This window comes from Xanthobacter pseudotagetidis, assembly GCF_043194795.2.
Classification (GTDB): Bacteria; Pseudomonadota; Alphaproteobacteria; order Rhizobiales; family Xanthobacteraceae; genus Xanthobacter; species Xanthobacter tagetidis_A.
The window spans coordinates 1,780,662-1,795,616 of the sequence record NZ_CM195534.1; the positions used below are offsets into that span (position 1 = coordinate 1,780,662).

The 14,955-nt window shown below is 70.6% G+C and carries 14 protein-coding genes; 12 read left to right on the plus strand and 2 right to left on the minus strand.

Annotated features, from left to right (window positions below; genetic code table 11):
* Positions 1–20: 20 nt before the first annotated feature.
* Complete coding sequence (locus V5F67_RS08235) at positions 21–797, minus strand: SDR family NAD(P)-dependent oxidoreductase (protein WP_394021293.1); 777 nt, start codon at positions 795–797, stop codon at positions 21–23.
* Positions 797–1,591: an enoyl-CoA hydratase-related protein gene (locus tag V5F67_RS08240; RefSeq protein WP_394021292.1), complete on the minus strand. Its 795-nt coding sequence runs from the start codon at positions 1,589–1,591 to the stop codon at positions 797–799. The genes V5F67_RS08235 and V5F67_RS08240 overlap by 1 nt, the downstream gene beginning before the upstream one ends.
* 116 nt (positions 1,592–1,707) lie before the next feature.
* Here V5F67_RS08240 and V5F67_RS08245 point away from each other — a divergent pair, with 116 nt between their 5' ends.
* From V5F67_RS08245 to V5F67_RS08300, 12 genes are read left to right on the plus strand one after another with little or no spacing between them, the layout of a single operon-like run.
* Complete coding sequence (locus tag V5F67_RS08245; protein WP_394021291.1) at positions 1,708–2,925, plus strand: ABC transporter substrate-binding protein; 1,218 nt, start codon at positions 1,708–1,710, stop codon at positions 2,923–2,925.
* A gap of 58 nt (positions 2,926–2,983) precedes the next feature.
* A complete protein-coding gene (locus V5F67_RS08250; protein ID WP_394021290.1) occupies positions 2,984–3,859 on the plus strand; it encodes a branched-chain amino acid ABC transporter permease in 876 nt (291 codons plus the stop codon).
* A 3-nt stretch (positions 3,860–3,862) separates the two neighbouring features.
* Positions 3,863–4,849 carry a branched-chain amino acid ABC transporter permease gene (locus V5F67_RS08255; protein ID WP_394021289.1) on the plus strand — a complete coding sequence of 329 codons (987 nt, stop codon included), beginning with the start codon at positions 3,863–3,865 and terminating at the stop codon, positions 4,847–4,849.
* Positions 4,846–5,607, plus strand: a complete 762-nt coding sequence (locus V5F67_RS08260; RefSeq protein WP_394021288.1) for an ABC transporter ATP-binding protein — start codon at positions 4,846–4,848, stop codon at positions 5,605–5,607. The genes V5F67_RS08255 and V5F67_RS08260 overlap by 4 nt, the downstream gene beginning before the upstream one ends.
* A complete protein-coding gene (locus V5F67_RS08265; protein ID WP_394021287.1) occupies positions 5,600–6,334 on the plus strand; it encodes an ABC transporter ATP-binding protein in 735 nt (244 codons plus the stop codon). Before V5F67_RS08260 ends, V5F67_RS08265 begins: the two co-directional genes overlap by 8 nt.
* The gene (locus tag V5F67_RS08270) at positions 6,331–7,170 is read left to right on the plus strand and encodes an alpha/beta fold hydrolase (protein WP_394021286.1); all 840 of its coding nucleotides are present in this window, start codon (positions 6,331–6,333) and stop codon (positions 7,168–7,170) included. The genes V5F67_RS08265 and V5F67_RS08270 overlap by 4 nt, the downstream gene beginning before the upstream one ends.
* Positions 7,167–7,952 carry an enoyl-CoA hydratase/isomerase family protein gene (locus V5F67_RS08275; RefSeq protein WP_394021285.1) on the plus strand — a complete coding sequence of 262 codons (786 nt, stop codon included), beginning with the start codon at positions 7,167–7,169 and terminating at the stop codon, positions 7,950–7,952. Before V5F67_RS08270 ends, V5F67_RS08275 begins: the two co-directional genes overlap by 4 nt.
* Before the next feature lie 5 nt (positions 7,953–7,957).
* Positions 7,958–9,118 carry a CaiB/BaiF CoA transferase family protein gene (locus tag V5F67_RS08280; protein ID WP_394021284.1) on the plus strand — a complete coding sequence of 387 codons (1,161 nt, stop codon included), beginning with the start codon at positions 7,958–7,960 and terminating at the stop codon, positions 9,116–9,118.
* Between the two features lie 9 nt (positions 9,119–9,127).
* On the plus strand, positions 9,128–10,297 hold the full coding sequence (locus V5F67_RS08285) for an acyl-CoA dehydrogenase family protein (protein WP_394021283.1): 1,170 nt from the start codon (positions 9,128–9,130) through the stop codon (positions 10,295–10,297).
* The gene (locus V5F67_RS08290) at positions 10,294–12,402 is read left to right on the plus strand and encodes an acetate--CoA ligase family protein (RefSeq protein WP_394021282.1); all 2,109 of its coding nucleotides are present in this window, start codon (positions 10,294–10,296) and stop codon (positions 12,400–12,402) included. Before V5F67_RS08285 ends, V5F67_RS08290 begins: the two co-directional genes overlap by 4 nt.
* Positions 12,392–13,783, plus strand: a complete 1,392-nt coding sequence (locus V5F67_RS08295; RefSeq protein WP_394021281.1) for an MmgE/PrpD family protein — start codon at positions 12,392–12,394, stop codon at positions 13,781–13,783. Before V5F67_RS08290 ends, V5F67_RS08295 begins: the two co-directional genes overlap by 11 nt.
* A 27-nt stretch (positions 13,784–13,810) precedes the next feature.
* A complete protein-coding gene (locus V5F67_RS08300) occupies positions 13,811–14,953 on the plus strand; it encodes an NADH:flavin oxidoreductase/NADH oxidase (protein WP_394021280.1) in 1,143 nt (380 codons plus the stop codon).
* Positions 14,954–14,955: the final 2 nt, after the last annotated feature.

Genomic DNA, 14,955 nt, shown 5'->3' on the forward strand with positions numbered 1-14,955 from the left:
GTACGTGTTGTTGTGGATGCTCACGGCATCACGAAGCCGCCGTTCACGCTCAGCACCTGGCCGGTGATCCAGCCGGCCTCGCCGCTGGCGAGGAAGGCGATGGCGGCGCCGATGTCCTCCGGCTCGCCGATCCGGCCGGTGGGATAGAGCTTGAGCACGCTCTTCTGCCGGCGGGCGTATTTCTCCTCGCCCATCTGCTCCAGCATCTGCGCCTCGCGCGCCTGGCGCAGCGGCGTGTTGGTGGCACCGGGAGAGACCACGTTGAGGGTCACGCCCTTGCCGCCCACCTCCTGCGCCACCGACTTCACCAGCGCGATCACCCCCGCCTTCGCCGCCGCGTAGTAGGACAGGCGCGCCTGGCCGATCCGGGCCGAATCGGAGGCGAGGCACACCACGCGGCCGTAGCCGCGCGCCACCATTCCCGGCAGCACGGCGTGGAGGCCGAGCATCGGCCCGTCGAGGCATACGCCCAGCATCCGCTTCCAGTCCGCTGGGGTCGATTCGAGGAACAGCTTGTCGTCCAGCACCGCGGCGCTGTTGACGAAGATGGAGAGCGGGCCGAGCGCGCCTTCCGCCGTCGCCACCATGGCGGCGACGTCGTCCGCCTTGGTGATGTCGCAGCCGATGCCGATGGCGCCGGGCAGCTTGGCGGCTGCGGCCTCGGCCGCCTTGGCGTCGATGTCGGCGAGCGCGAGGCGCCCGCCCTCCGACGCGATGCGCTCCGCAGCCGCGAAGCCGATGCCGCGCGCGCCGCCGGTGACGAGCGCGACGCGATCCTTGAAGCGTTGCGTCGCCATCAGATCGCCTTCCGGAAGCGGCGAAAGTTGGCCGGGCGCTTCTCCAGGAAGGCGGTGATGCCTTCGAGATTCTCCTCGTTGCCGTAGATCGAGGCGAGCATCTCCGCGCTGGGGAAGAAGGCGGAATAGAAGTCGCGGTCCGAGCCCGCGTTGAGCGCCAGCTTGGCGATGCGGATGCTCTGCGGGCTCTTGTCGAGGATGTCGGAGCAAAGGGCGTCCACCGTGGCGTCGAGCGCATCGGCGGGCACCACCTGGTTGATGAGGCCCATGGCGAGGGCTTCCTGCGCCGAATAGAGGCGGCAGGTGAACACCATCTCGCGCGCCTTGCGCTCGCCCACATAGCGCGCCAGCAGCTGGCAGGCGCCCCAGATCGGGATCGAGCCGACGCGCGGGCCGGTCTGGCCGAACTTGGCCTCCTCGCTCGCCACCGTCATGTCGCAGAACAGGTTGATCTCGTTGCCGCCGCCGACGCAGAAGCCGCGCACCTTGGCGATGATGGGCTTGTCCATCATGCGCATCACGGTGGAGAGGTTGAACAGGCGGCGCATGTGCTTGCGCCCCACGGGCGGCACGCGCTTCGACTGGTCGCGGATGTCGCCGCCGGCGCAGAACGCCTTCTCGCCCGCCCCCGAGAGCACCACCACGCCCACTTCCGGATCGTCGGCGGCGCGCGCCATGGCGTCGGTCAGCTCCTCGTAGGTGCGCGGGCGCACCGCGTTGCGGACCTCGGCGCGATTGATGGTGATGCGGGCGATCCCGCCTTCCTGCTCATACAGAACGTCCTCGTAGGGCACGTGTTTCTCCCGGTCTGTTTTGATCTTCAGATTCCACTAGACGGATCGAGTTTCAAAAATCTATACTCCCCGACATGCCGACGAGCAACCGAAGATCGGCGTTTAGGGAGAACCGCATGCATCGTCTGTCCTCGGGCGGAATACTGCCCATCCTGGCACTGGCGACCACGCTCGCCGCCACCCCCGCGCTCGCGCAGGAAACCATCAAGATCGGCGTGCCGATGGAGCTCAGCGGGCGCTTCGTCGCCTATGGCTCCTCCGGCAAGCGCGGCGTCGAGTTCGCCACCGAGGTCTATGGCGGCAAGGTCGCCGGCAAGAAGATCGAGCTCCTGGTGCGCGACATCCAGTCGGAGTCGCAGGCCACCATCTCGGTGTTCAACGAGCTGGTGAGCAAGGAGAAGGTGAACTACATCATCGGCCCGATCGGCTCGCCGACGGTGGCCGCGGCCATTCCCGCCTGGCGCCAGGGCAAGCCGATCTGGCTCGTGCCCGGCTCATCGAGCACCAAGCTGGAAGAAGAGGTGGGCGGGGATCCGGAGTTCTTCCACACCTTCCCCTATGCCTACAATTATCACGAGAGCATTTCCGCCGCGCTGAAGAATCAGCTGCCCGCCGGGCAGAAGGTGGCGATGATCTATACCGACGACAATTACGGGCGCACGCACCAGCCCTACGCCAAGAAGTACCTCACCGACGCCGGCTTCGAGATCGTGCTCGAGGAGATCGTGCGCACCAACGCGGCGGACATGAACCCGCTGCTCACCAAGATCGCCCGCGCCAAGCCCGACGTGCTGCTCGGCCTGGTGCAGACCACCGACGCCGTCACCCTCGCCAAGCAGATCTATACCCGCAAGCTGCCGGTGCCCTACCTGATCGGCACCGCGGCGACCCAGCTCGACGAGTGGCAGAAGGCGGTCGGCCCGGCCCAGGAGGGATGGGTGGGCGTGACCACCTACCTGCCGGGCCTCAATCGCCCGGGCAACAAGGAATTCCCCAAGCTGTTCCCGCCGAGCAGCGAATGGGAGGCCATGTTCGTGAAGAAGTACGGCCAGGAGCCCGACTTCGAGGATGCCGGCTGCTACGTCTCGGCCATGCTGCTGTTCCTCGCCATCGAGCGCGCCGGCGGCGACGACAAGGAGAAGGTGGCGGCCGAGCTGCGCAAGATGGACATCCCGAACACCTTGCTCGGCCGCGCCAAGTTCGTCTCCACCCCGAGCGGCACCAAGCAGCAGGCCTTCACCGATATGGTCGTGTTCCAGCGCGAGAACGGCAAGAACGTGATGCTGTTCCCGCCCGGTCCCGAGACCAAGAAGATCAAGGCTGTGAGCTACTGAGAGCAGTTCCGGCGGCCGGGGTCACCGCGCCCCGGCCGCCGCGAGCGGAGGCCGGCTGATGGATTTCATTCCCCAACTGATCGTCGATGCGCTGCTGCTCGGCGGCATCTACACGCTGATGGTGATCGGCCTTGCCCTGAGCTTCGGGGTCACGCGGGTCATCAACTTCGCGCACGGCGAGGCCGTGATGCTCGGCGCCTACGGCGCATTCACGGTGTTCGTCGCCATGGGCGTCGATCCGCTGATCGCCATGCCGGTGCTCATGGTGGCGGGCTGCGTGCTCGGGATGGTGCTGTTCAAGGTCGCCATCGCCCCGGTGCTCAAGGCGCCGCACGTCAACCAGATCCTGCTCACCTTCGGCATCGGCCTGGTGCTTCAGAATCTCGCGCTCGTCATCTGGAGCCCCGACGAGCGCTCGGTGGTGCCGCCTTATGCCTATTCCTCGTTCGAGTTCGGCGAGGTGGTGGTCTCCGGCGGCCGGCTCATCGGCTTCGGCATCGCGCTGGTCCTGGTGCTGGCGCTGTTCTTCTGGCTCAAGCGCACCGAGTTCGGCCGCGCCACCCGGGCGCTGGCGGAGCAGCACGACGCCGCCGTGCTCATGGGCATCAACGTCAACCAGATGTACGCGCTCGCCTTCGGGCTCTCGGTGGCGCTCGGTGTCGCCACCGGCGTGATCCTGAGCTTCCTCGGCGCCATCACCCCGTTCATGGGCTTCCACATCCTGGTGAAGGGCTTCGCCATCATCGTCCTCGGCGGCCTCGGCAGCATCATCGGCGCGGTGATGGGCGCGTTCCTGCTCGCCTTCGCCGAGACCGCGGTCAGCTACTACGTGCCCAACGGCACCGGCTGGGCCGAGGCCGTGGCCTTTCTCACCCTCTTCCTCGTCCTGGTGCTGCGCCCGCGCGGCATTATCGGCCAAGCCGTGGCGGACTGAAGCATGACCCGATCCCCCTATTTCATGGTCGGCCTGGGCGTGGCGTCAGCCGCCTTCCTCGTCGCCTCCACCTTCTTCGACGCGCCGCAGCTCAACGACTGGCTGTTCCGCATCTCGACCCTGGTGATCCTGGCGACGAGCTGGAACCTCATGGCCAATGCGGGTCTGGTCTCGCTCGGCCATTCCGCCTTCTGGGGCGTGGGCAGCTACACCGCGGTGCTGGCGGCCAACGCCTTCGGCGGCTCGGTGCTACTGACCTTCACTTTGGCGCTCGCCATGGGCGCCGCCATGGGGGCGATGCTCGCCCTCGTGACCGGCACGCTGAAGGGCATCTTCTTCGCCATCGTCACGCTGGCGCTGTCGGAAGGGCTGCGCATCTGCGCGCTGATGGTGCCGGAGGTGACGGGCGGGGCGGTGGGCCTGTTCCTGAAGCAGGACCTGCGCCCGAGCCAGCACGCGCTCTACCTGTTCGGCGCGCTGGCGGCGGTCGCGAGCGTGGTGGTGGCGGCGGTGATCGCCGGCTCCAAGCTCCAGTTCGCCTCGCGGGCCATGCGCGACAACGAGGCGGCGGCGCAGATGCTCGGCATCGCCCCGCGCCGCCAGCGCCTGATCGTGGTCGCGATCTCCGGCGCCATGGCCTCCGGCGCGGGCGCCATCAACGCCTGGTACGGCGGCTATCTCGACCCGGATGTCGCCTTCACCCTGCACAACACCATCCTGTCCCAGATCGCGCCCATCCTCGGTGGCATCCATACCATCGCCGGGCCGGTGATTGGCGCGGTGGCGATCGTTGCGCTGTCCGAGGGCACGCGCATCTGGCTCGGCACCATGGAGGGCGTGAGCCAGCTCACCTTCGGCCTGATCCTGGTGGTGTGCATCCTGTTCCTGCCCAAGGGGTTGGTCGGCCTGATCCATGGCGGCCCGAGCCGGCGCAAGCCGACGCCCGCGCCGCGCCTTCCCCTCGCCTCCACCCAGGGAGCCAAGCCATGAGCGCCCTTCTCGAGGTCAGCGGCCTGCACGCGGGCTACGGCGATAGCGAGGTGCTCCAGGGGCTCGACTTCGAGCTCGGAAAGGGCGAGGTGGTCTGCCTGCTCGGCGCCAACGGCGTCGGCAAGACCACCACCATGGGCGTGCTCTCCGGCCTCGTGCCGGCGAGCGAGGGGCGGGTGCGCTATGACGGCGTCGACCTGCTGGCGATGCCCTCCCACGAGCGCGTGAAGTCGGGCCTCGCGCTGTCGCCCGAGGGGCGCAAGGTATTTCCCAATCTGACGGTCGAGGAGAACCTCTATCTCGGCTCGTTCAACCGCAACGCCCGCGCCCACCGCATGCGCAAGCTCGACGAGGTCTATGCGCTGTTCCCGCGCCTCGCGGAACGGCGGATGCAGAGCTCGGGCCTCATGTCCGGCGGCGAGCAGCAGATGCTCGCGCTGGGCCGGGCGCTGATGTCGAACCCGCGCGTGCTGCTGCTGGACGAGCCGTCGCTCGGCCTCGCGCCGCTGGTGGTGCAGGCGGTGTTCGCGGCGATCCGCGCCATCGCCGCCACCAACATCTCCATCCTGCTGGTGGAGCAGAACACCCACGCGGCACTGTCCGTCGCCTCGCGCGGCTACGTGATGGCGGGCGGGCGCATCGTCCATGCGGGCGACGCCGCCACGCTGCGCGAGGCGCCGGAGCTGCGCGACGCGTTCATCGGCGGCAATGCCGCCCGCAATCCTTCCGCCCGCAACGGGGAGGCTCTCCATGCTTGAGGTGCGCGATCTCTCGAAGGCGTTCGGCGGCCTGAAGGCGGTGAGCGACGTCAGCCTCAGCGTCGGCCAGGGCGAGTTCGTGGGCGTGATCGGTCCCAACGGCGCCGGCAAGACCACGCTCATGAACCTCATCACCGGCTACATGCGCCCCACCTCCGGCGACGTGCTGTTCGAGGGACGATCCATCGTCGGCCTGCCGCCCTACAAGATCTCCCACCGCGGCGTCGGGCGCACCTTCCAGGTGGTGCGTCCGTTCGCCGAGATGTCGGTGGAGGACAACGTGATGACCGGCGCGCTGTTCTCGGGCGCGCGCACCAACAGCCTTTCGGTCGCCCGCAAGGCGGCGGAGATGCCCATGGAGCTGACCGGCCTCATCGCCAAGCGCCATGTGGCCGCCGGCGCGCTCACGCTGGGGGAGAAGAAGAAGCTGGAACTGGCCCGCACCCTCGCCACCAACCCCCGCCTGCTGCTGCTGGACGAGGTGATGGGCGGGGTGACGCGCGGCGAGGTGGGCGACCTCATGGAGGTGCTGCGCCGCATCCATGCCGCCGGGGTGACGATCATCATGATCGAGCATCTGGTCGAAGTCATCATGGAGCTGAGCCAGCGCGTGATGGTTCTCAATTTCGGGCAGAAGCTGTTCGAGGGCGCGCCGAACGAGGTGGTCGAGCATCCGGCGGTGATCGAATCCTATCTCGGCAAGCCCCTGGAGGCGGACGCCGCATGAACGCCTCGCTGCGATCGCCCGCATCCCCGGCGCCGGCCATCGTCGGCACGCTGGCGGTGCGCCGCTTCGGCGCCGGCCGGCCGCTGGTGCTGCTGCATGGCGGCTCGGGCTCCTTTACCCATTGGGCCGCCAATATCGACCGGCTGGCGCGGCGCTTCGAGGTGGTGGCGCTCGACCTGCCCGGCTACGGCGACGCTCCGCGCCCGGCCGGGCGCGATCCGGAGGCCTATGTCGCCGCCCTCGCGGACGATCTCGCCGCCGCCTTGGCGGACGAGGGTCCGTTCGGTCTCGTCGGCTTCAGCTTCGGCGGCACGCTGGCGGCGGCGCTCGCCGGGCGCCTGCCGGCTGGCAAGTTGACGGCGCTGACGCTGCTCGGGCCGGGCGGATTCGGCGTGCCTGAGGGCCGCCGGCTCCCCGTGGTGCCGACCCCGAGCGCGGCGCAGGACCCCGAAGGCCACCGCGCCGCCGTCGCCCAGAATCTCGGCGCCTTCATGATGTCGCGCGTCCCGCCCGCCGCCGATCCCGTGGTGGATCTCCATAGCGCCAACATCGCCCGCCAGCGCTTCGACAGCCGCGTCATCAGCCTCGCCGACCGCCTGGTGGGCGATCTCGCCCGGGTCGAGTGCCCCCTCCAGGTCATCTGGGGTACGAAGGACCAGCTCTGCGTGCCCTCGGTGGCGCATCGCGCCGGCCTCGTGCGCGCCGTGCGGCCCAACGCCGAAATCCACCTGGTGCCGGGCGCCGGCCACTGGGTGCAGTACGAGGCGCCGGACGCGGTCTGCGCGCTGATCGAGACGTTTCACGACCAGGCTTTTTCCAACCAGGTGCCTTCATGACCAGCTACGAGACCATCCGCGTGGAGCGCCGGGGGCCGGCGCTGATCTTCCACCTCTCCCGCCCCGAGCGGCGCAACGCCGTCAGCCTCAAGATGATGGCCGAGATCATCGCCGCCACCGAGGCGGCCGAGGACGACGCCGAGGGCCGCGTCATCATCCTCTATGGCGGGGCGGACTATTTCTCCGCCGGTGCCGACCTCACCGAGGCGGTGAAGATCAAGACCGCCACCGACGGCACCCGCTACTTCAAGCAGTGGCACGCGCTCAACGCGGCGCTGGAGAATTCCTCGAAGCCGGTGATCGCCGCCATCGAGGGCTTCTGCATGACCGGCGGGCTGGAGCTGGCGCTCGCCGCCGACCTCAGGGTGGCCGCGGAAGGGTCGAGCTTCGCCATCACCAGCGCCCGCATCGGCACCGTGGCGGGGGCCGGGGGCACCCAGCGCCTGCCGCGCGTGGTGGGCGTCCCCAACGCGCTGGACATGCTGTTCGCCGCCGAGCCCATCGACGCCGCGGAGGCGCTGCGCATCGGCCTCGTCAACCGCGTCGCGGCGCGCGGCGCCGCCCTCGACACCGCGCTGGAGATGGCGGCGCTCTACGCCACCCGCGCGCCCCTCAGCCTGGCCTTCGTGAAGCGGGCGGTGCATCGCGGCATGCAGATGGACCTCGCCTCCTCGATCGAGTTCGAGACCTTCCTCGTCACCACCGTCTACGGCACCCGCGACAAGCAGGAGGGCATCACCGCCTTCCTGGAGAAGCGGCCCGCCACCTTCACGGGAGCCTGACGCCGATGGCCGAGGTGCTCCCCCTTTCCGGGATCAAGGTGGCGGACTTCAGCCGCCTGCTGCCCGGCCCCTGGTGCGCGCAGATGCTCGCCGACCTCGGCGCCGAGGTGGTGAAAGTCGAGCGGCCGGACGGCGACCCGAGCCGCCACAACGCCCCGCTCTATGAAAACGAGAGCGTCTATTTCTGCTCCGTCAACGGCGGCAAGAGCTCGCTGGCGGTCGACCTTTCCGCCCCCAAGGGCAGGGCGGCGGCGCACCGCCTCATCGCGGAAGCGGACGTGCTGGTGGAAAGCTTCGGCCGCGGCGGCGCCGAGAAGCTCGACGTGCACTACGAGCGCGCCCGCGCGCTCAACCCGCGGCTCATCTATTGCAGCATCACCGGCTTCGGCCACGACGGCGCGCTCTCGGGCATCGCCGGGCACGACCTCGCGATCCAGGCGAGCACCGGCCTGCTCGCCAACACGGCCGACACCGCGCCCTATTTCCAGGCCGGCGACTATTCCGCCGGGGCGATGGCGGTGATCGCCATCCTCGCCGCCCTGCGCAACCGCGACCGGGACGGCAAGGGCGCGTTCCTCGACGTCGCCATGTACGACGCGCTGATGGGCATGGGGAACATCGCCCTCGCCAGCGCGCTCGGCCGGCGCGCGGGCGGCACCGGAACCCCGGCCATGGAGGTGTTCGGCGGCAGCCCCCGCTACACCACCTATCCGACGCGGGACGGCAAGCGGGTCGCGGTCTGCCTGCTGGAGGCGAAGATCTGGCGGCGCTTCTGCGCGGTGATCGGCCGGCACGATCTTGCCTTCGCCGACGAGACGCCGGTGGACCGGCTCTCCAGCCACGGCCCGCGCGCCGAGCTGTTCCGCGCCGCCATCACCGAGTTCTGCCTCGCCCACGACCGCGACGAGATCGGCGCTTTGATGGTCGCCCATGCGCTGCCGGTGATGCCGGTGCTCACTCCCGACGAGGCGGTGGCGAGCCCCCATGCGGCCAGCCGCGGCGTGGTGGAAGAGGTGGAGCATCCCACCGAGGGCACCACCTACACGCTTCGCAGCGGCCTGAAGGCGGCGGGCCTCGTGCGCGATGCCCGCCGCCCCGCCCCGACCATCGGCGACGCCGAGCGCGCGCCGCCCGACACACGCATCCGCGCCAGCCGCGCGGTCTAGGACACGGCCATGGATTTCAGCCTCACCGAGGAACAGACCCTCTTCCGCGACGCCGTCCGCTCCTTCGCCGAGCGGCACCTTGCGGCCGGCGCCCTGGCGCGCGCCCATGCCAACGCCTATCCCTGGGACGTGGCGGAGATGATGGCGGAGCAGGGCCTCATCGGCATCACCGCCAGCGAGGAGAATGGCGGCATTGGCGGCACGCTGATGGATGCGGTGATCGCCATCCAGGAGGTGGCGCGCTCCTGCCCGCGCTCCGCCGACGTGGTGCAGGCCGGCAATTTCGGCGCCATCCGCGTGCTCGCCCAGTATGCGAGCCCCGAGCAGCGCGAGCGCTACCTGAAACCCCTGTTCGCGGGCAAGGGCCTGATCTCGGTGGCCATGACCGAGCCCGGCGCCGGTTCCGCCGTCACCGAGCTCCAGGCCTCGGTGAAGCCGGACGGCAAGGGCTTCCGCCTCAACGGCTCGAAGATTTTCACTACCCACGGCACCCACGCCACCGTGTTCCTGGTCTATGTCCGCTTCGGGCCGGGCACCGGCAATATCGGCTCGGTGCTGGTGGAGCGCGGCATGGAGGGCTTCACCTTCGGCGGCCAGGTGCCGTTCCTCTCCGGCGAGGAATGGAACCCGCTGTTCTTCGACAACGTCTACATCCCGCCGGAAAACGTGCTGCTCGGACCGGGCGGCTTCAAGAAGCAGATTTCCGGCTTCAACGTGGAGCGCATCGGCAATTCCTCGCGCGCCCTCGCGCTCGGCCGCTACGCCTACGAGACCGCGCGCGAGCATGCGCTCACACGGCGGCAGTTCGGCCGCGCGCTGGCCGAGTTCCAGGGCCTGCAGTGGAAGTTCGCGGAGATGAAGATCCAGCTCGACGCGGCGCAGCTGCTGCTCTACCGCGCCGCCGCCAGCGCCGACCGGGGCTTCCCCTCGGCGGAGGAGACGGCGATCGCCAAGGTCGCCTGCAACCGCGCCGGGTTCAACGTGGCGAACGAGGCCATGCAGGTGATGGGCGGCGCCGGCTACAGCCAGGATTCTCTGGTGGAATACTGCTTCCGCCGCACCCGTGGCTGGATGATCGCCGGCGGCGCCATCGAGATTCTCCTGAACCGCATCGCCGAGCACGTGTTCGACCGCACCTTCCCGCAGCGGGCCGAGACGCGCGCGAAGGAAACCGCATGAGCGCCGCGCCCTCCATCGCCGACGCCCTGTTCCGCCCGCGCAGCATCGCGTTGGTGGGCGCCTCGGGCGACCAGAACAAGCACGCCTCGCTGCCGCACCAGTATCTGCGGCGCCACGGCTATGGCGGCGAGATATTCCCCATCAACGCCTATCGCGACAGCGTGTTCGGCGAGCGCGCCTTCGCCCGCATCGACGACATTGGTCGGCCGGTGGACCACGCCTTCATCATGCTGCCGACGGACGCGGTGAAGGATGCGGTGTCCGACTGCTGCCGGGCCGGCGTGCGCTGCGCCACCATCCTCAGCAACGGCTTCGCCGAGAGCGGCGACAGCGGCCGCCGCCGCCAGAACGAACTGGTGGAGATGGCGCGCGACGCCGGCCTGCGCCTGCTCGGCCCCAACAGCCTCGGCGTCATCAACCTGCCGGAGCACGTCGCGCTCTCGGCCAACGAGATCCTGTCGCTGCCGGAGCTTCGGCCCGGCCGCTACAGCCTTGTCTCCCAGAGCGGCAGCCTGATCGGCGCCGTGCTCTCGCGGGGCATCGAGCGCGGCATCGGCTTCTCCAAGATGATCTCGGTGGGCAACGAGGCCGACCTCGGCGTCGCCGAGACCGGCGACCTGCTGGTGGACGATCCCGGCACCGACGCCATCCTCCTGTTCCTGGAGACCGTGCGCAATCCCGACGCCCTGGCCGCCATGGCGCGGCGGGCGTTCGCCGCCGGCAAGCCGGTGATCGCCTTCCGCGTCGGCCGCTCGGAGGTGGGCGAGACGCTCGCCGCCTCCCACACCGGCGCGCTGGTGGGCAGCGGGGCCGCCGTCGACGCCTTCCTCGCCGACATCGGCGTGGTGCGCGTGGAGACCATGGATTCCTTCCTTGAGGTCGCGCCGCTGGTGAAGGGCCACCGGCCGGCGCCGGGGCGGCGCGTCTCGGTGGTCACCACCACGGGCGGCGGCGGCACGCTGGTGGTGGACGCGCTCTCGCGCCACGGCATCACCATCGTCCCGCCGTCGCAGGCGTGCGTCGACAGTCTCGCCGGGCAGGGCATCGCCATCGAGCGCGCGCCGCTCATCGACCTGACGCTCGCCGGCACCAACGCCAAGACCTACGGCCCGGTGCTGAGCGCGCTGATGGCGTCGCAGGACTGCGACCTCGTGGTGTCGGTGGTGGGCTCGTCCTCCCAGTTCCGTCCCGACCGCGCGGTGCTGCCCATCGTCTCGGCGACCCGCGACAATCCCGACAAGCCGGTGGCAGCGTTCCTCACGCCGCACGCGGCCACCTCGCTGAGCCTGCTGGCGGAGGCAGGCGTCGCCGCCTTCCGCACGCCGGAATCCTGCGCAGACGCGGTGCGCGCCTTCTTCGACTGGCGCGTGCCGCGCGACGCGGCGCCCGTGACCGCGCCGCCGGAGGCGCGCCCGGCGCTGGAAGCCGCCGCAGGGCCGGCGCTCGACGCGGAGGCCGCGGCGCGGGTGTTCGGCGCGCTCGGCGTGCCGGTGGCGCCTGAGCGGGTGCTGCCCGCGGACGCCGCCGCCATCGACGCCATGGCGCTCGACGATCTGCCCTATCCGGTGGCCGCCAAGATCCTGTCCCCCGACATCGCCCACAAGACCGAGGCGGAGGGGGTGGCGCTCGCCATCGCCGCGCCGCAGGCCCTGAAGGAGGCCTGCCGGCGCATCCTCGCCGGCGCCGCCCGGCACGCCCCCGGGGCTCGCCTCCTCGGCATCCAGGTGCAGCCCATGCTGCGCGGGCTCGGCGAGGCGCTGGTCGGCTTCCGCCGCGACCCGGCGGTGGGTCCGGTGGTGACGCTCGGCGCCGGCGGCGTGCTGGCCGAGGTCTATCGCGACGTGAGCGTGCGCACCGCGCCGGTGGACACCGAGACCGCCCGCGCGATGATCGCCGAGGTGAAGGCCTTCGCGCCGCTCCGGGGCTATCGCGGCTTGCCGCGCGGCGACCTCGACGCGCTGGCTGAGGCGGTCGCCGCCTTCTCGCGCCTCGCCGCGCTCGACGTCGCGGAGGCGGAAGCCAATCCAGTGCTGGTGCGCGCCGAAGGGGAGGGGGTCGTCGCCCTCGACGCCCTGGTTGTGAAGGGAGGCGGACATGCGGACTGAAGCCCAGTCCGGCCACATCACCCGCCGGCTCGCCGAATTCTGCGCCGGCCTCGCCTTCGCGGACCTCGACGCGGCGGCGCGCCGGTCGGTGAGCCGTCATCTGCTCGATACGCTCGGCGCCGCAATCGCGGGATCGCAAGGGCTGCCGGCCCGCATCGCCGCGCGCACCCTCGCCGAGGTGGGCTCGGAAGGGCCCATGCCGGTCCCGGGCATGGACGGCGGCTGGAACCGCCTCGCCGCGACCTATCTCATGGGCGCGAGCGCCCATGGCCTGGAGGTGGACGACGGCTACCGCGCCGGCTCGGTCCATCCCGGCGCGCCCGTCATCCCCGCCGTGCTCGGCGCCGCCTGGGGCGGCAGGGTCAGCGGGGCACGCGCCGCCGCCGCCATCGCGGTCGGCTACGAGGTGGTGACGCGCGTCGCCGAGACGGTGCATCCCGCCTCGCGCAAGCGCGGCTTCCACAACACCTCCATCACCGGCGTTCTGGGCGCTGCGGCGGCGGCCTCGTCCGTGCTCGGGCTCGACGGGGCGCGCACGGCCCATGCGCTGGGCATCGCCGCCAGCTCGGCGGCGGGGCTGTTCGCCTTTCTGCACGGCGGCGGCGAGATCAAGCGCCTGCATCCGGGCCTCGCCGCGCGCGAGGGCCTCTATGCGGCGCTGCTCGCCCGCAACGGCATGACCGGACCGGCGGGCATCCTGGAGGGCGAGGACGGCTTCCTCCAGGCCTTCGGCGACAAGGCGGACCCGGAAAAGCTCAGCGCCGGCCTCGGCGAGAGCCTCAATGTCACGCGCTGCTACATCAAGCCCTATGCCTGCTGCCGGCACCTGCATCCGGGAATGGACGGGGTGCGCGCGGCCATGGCGGACGGCGGCATCGGGGCGGAGGACGTCGCCGCCATCGAGATCGGCACCTATGGCATCGCCGCCGGCCACGCCCATGGCGGCTGGGAGGACATGCCCTCGGCGCAGATGAACTACCGCTTCTGCGTGGCGCTCGCCGCCCGCGAGGACCAGGTGGGCATCGCCGCGTTTGACGCCGCCCACCTTGCCGATCCCGTGCTCCACGACCTCGCCGGCCGGGTGCAGGTGACGGCCGAGGCCGAGCGCGAGGCGGAATATCCGCGCCTCAGGTCGGCGCGCGTCACCGTGCGCACCAAGGCCGGTGGCGCCTTTGAGAGCTACGTGGACGAGCCGCTCGGCTCGGCGCGCCATCCGCTCTCCGATGCGGCCCTCGTCGCCAAGTTCGAGGAGCTCGCCGGCCCGGTGCTGGGCGCCGGCGCGGCGGCCGCACTGCGCGCGCGCGTCGGCGATCTCGCGCGCCTCGACGACATCGACACGCTGCTCGCTCCCGCCCCCGGGCTGGAGCGCACGGCCAGCTGAACGACAAGAATTCGGAAGGACGAGGAAATGCCCAAGACCACCCTGTTCTCCCCCTTCGCGCTGCGGGACGTGACCTTCGACAACCGCATCGTCGTCTCGCCCATGGGCCAGTATTCGGCCGACGAAAACGGCTTCGCCACGCCCTGGCACACCATGCACCTCGGCCATCTGGCCGTATCGGGCGCCGGGCTCGTCTTCACCGAGGCGACGGCGGTGGAGCCGCGCGGGCGGGTGAGCGGGCGCTGCCTCGGCATCTGGTCGGACGAGCACGTGGCGGGGCTGAAGGCGGTGGTGGGCTTCTGCCGCCAGCACGGCGGCGCCAAGCTCGGCATGCAGCTCGCCCATTCCGGCCGCAAGGGCTCGGTGACGGTGCCGTGGGAGAAGCAGCAGGGCATGGAGGACGGGGAGGGCGGCTGGCTCATGGCGAGCCCCTCCGCCGTGCCCTATCCGGGACGCCCGGTGCCGGAGGCACTCGACGCAGCGGGCCTTAAGGACGTGCGCGACGCCTTCGCCGCCGCCGCCCGGCGCGCCGATGCGGCGGGCTTCGACGTGATCGAGATCCACAACGCCCACGGCTATCTGCTGCATTCCTTCCTCTCGCCCCACGCCAATGCGCGCACCGATGCCTATGGCGGCAGCCGCGAGAACCGCATGCGCTTCCCGCTCGAGGTGTTCGAGGCGGTGCGCGCCGCCTGGCCGGCCGGCAAGCCGCTGGGTGTCCGTGTCTCCTCCACCGACTGGACGCCGGACGGCTGGCAGCCGGAGGACACGGTGGCGTTCGCGCAGGAGCTGAAGGCGCGCGGCTGCGACTATATCTGCGCTTCCAGCGGCGGCTCCTCGCCGGACCAGAAGATCCCCGTCGGCCCGGGCTATCAGGTGCGGTTCGCCGACGAGGTGCGGCGCGCGGTGGGCATCCCCACCATGGCGGTTGGCCTCATCACCAAGCCGCAGCAGGCCGAGGACATCCTGAAGGGCGGGCAGGCGGACTTCGTCGCGCTTGGCCGCGGCATGCTCTACGAGCCGCGCTGGGCGTGGCACGCGGCCGAGCATTTCGGCGAGGAGGTCTATTTCCCGCCCCAGTACGAGCGCTCGCATCCCTCCATGCGGCCCGGCGACTTCCTGAAACCATTCCGCGAGCGCGCCACCGCGCCGCAGGCCAAGGCGAGCTGAGG

Coding starts and splice junctions, on each gene's coding strand:
- V5F67_RS08285 (WP_394021283.1), top strand. CDS start 9,128: ATGGATTTCAGCCTCACCGAGGAACAGACCCTCTTCCGCGACGCCGTC.
- V5F67_RS08260 (WP_394021288.1), top strand. CDS start 4,846: ATGAGCGCCCTTCTCGAGGTCAGCGGCCTGCACGCGGGCTACGGCGAT.
- V5F67_RS08255 (WP_394021289.1), top strand. CDS start 3,863: ATGACCCGATCCCCCTATTTCATGGTCGGCCTGGGCGTGGCGTCAGCC.
- V5F67_RS08300 (WP_394021280.1), top strand. CDS start 13,811: ATGCCCAAGACCACCCTGTTCTCCCCCTTCGCGCTGCGGGACGTGACC.
- V5F67_RS08265 (WP_394021287.1), top strand. CDS start 5,600: ATGCTTGAGGTGCGCGATCTCTCGAAGGCGTTCGGCGGCCTGAAGGCG.
- V5F67_RS08270 (WP_394021286.1), top strand. CDS start 6,331: ATGAACGCCTCGCTGCGATCGCCCGCATCCCCGGCGCCGGCCATCGTC.
- V5F67_RS08235 (WP_394021293.1), bottom strand. CDS start 797: ATGGCGACGCAACGCTTCAAGGATCGCGTCGCGCTCGTCACCGGCGGC.
- V5F67_RS08280 (WP_394021284.1), top strand. CDS start 7,958: ATGGCCGAGGTGCTCCCCCTTTCCGGGATCAAGGTGGCGGACTTCAGC.
- V5F67_RS08275 (WP_394021285.1), top strand. CDS start 7,167: ATGACCAGCTACGAGACCATCCGCGTGGAGCGCCGGGGGCCGGCGCTG.
- V5F67_RS08290 (WP_394021282.1), top strand. CDS start 10,294: ATGAGCGCCGCGCCCTCCATCGCCGACGCCCTGTTCCGCCCGCGCAGC.
- V5F67_RS08250 (WP_394021290.1), top strand. CDS start 2,984: ATGGATTTCATTCCCCAACTGATCGTCGATGCGCTGCTGCTCGGCGGC.
- V5F67_RS08245 (WP_394021291.1), top strand. CDS start 1,708: ATGCATCGTCTGTCCTCGGGCGGAATACTGCCCATCCTGGCACTGGCG.
- V5F67_RS08295 (WP_394021281.1), top strand. CDS start 12,392: ATGCGGACTGAAGCCCAGTCCGGCCACATCACCCGCCGGCTCGCCGAA.